A 680-nucleotide genomic window follows, 5' to 3' on the forward strand; every position below is an offset into this window, starting at 1 on the left:
CAAAAAATTAACTACCTGAGGAAAATTGATCCTTTTGTGTTTGAAGAACTGTTGCTGGAAGGATTTGAAGCGCATGGCTTCAGAACCATCAGAAACAAACGCTATACCGGCGATGGAGGCATTGACGGCCAGGTAATAATAGGAAAATATCGCTATCTTATTCAGGCTAAACGCTATCGCGGCCATATTGCTTTACAGCACGTACAGGAGTTCGAGAAGTTGCTTAAACGTCATAACTGTCGCGGTCTGTTTTGCCATACCGGGAAAACCGGCGCAGGTTCAAAATCTGTCAGTATTGCCAGTGAACGGATGGAGATTATCAGCGGCCAGCGCCTGATAGATTTGCTCACGCCCGGCAGCTCCTTCACTATCGCAACCGCCCCGCAGACGATGATGAAGCGTACCGCAGCAACACTAGAAACGAGCACCATTGTTAAAGATGCCGGTAAAGAAAATCGATACCATGAGAGTTAATTAAATGAAGTCAGTAACTATAGAAGCAAAAACATTTGCTGAAATGTTAGGAATAACAGAAGGTGAGTTAATCTTTGCCATTAAGAAAACTGGCACATTCAAAAACAAGACCATCCCACAACCTCATGAGCCACATAAATCAAATAATAGATTTTTATATTCAGACGTAATGAGGTTTATAGAATCACTAAAAGACAAAGAGAACC

General features: G+C 42.4%; 2 protein-coding genes. Both read left to right on the forward strand.

What is annotated here, in order from left to right:
• Positions 1-474, forward strand: a 474-nt coding sequence (locus tag ACVCAM_RS26490; RefSeq protein WP_017896675.1) for a restriction endonuclease, incomplete at its 5' end; no start/stop codon positions are given.
• 4 nt (positions 475-478) lie between these two features.
• Positions 479-680: hypothetical protein (locus ACVCAM_RS26495; RefSeq protein WP_029391962.1), on the forward strand; the 202-nt coding region annotated here is incomplete at its 3' end.

This window comes from Enterobacter sp. CFEC122 (genome assembly GCF_052983755.1).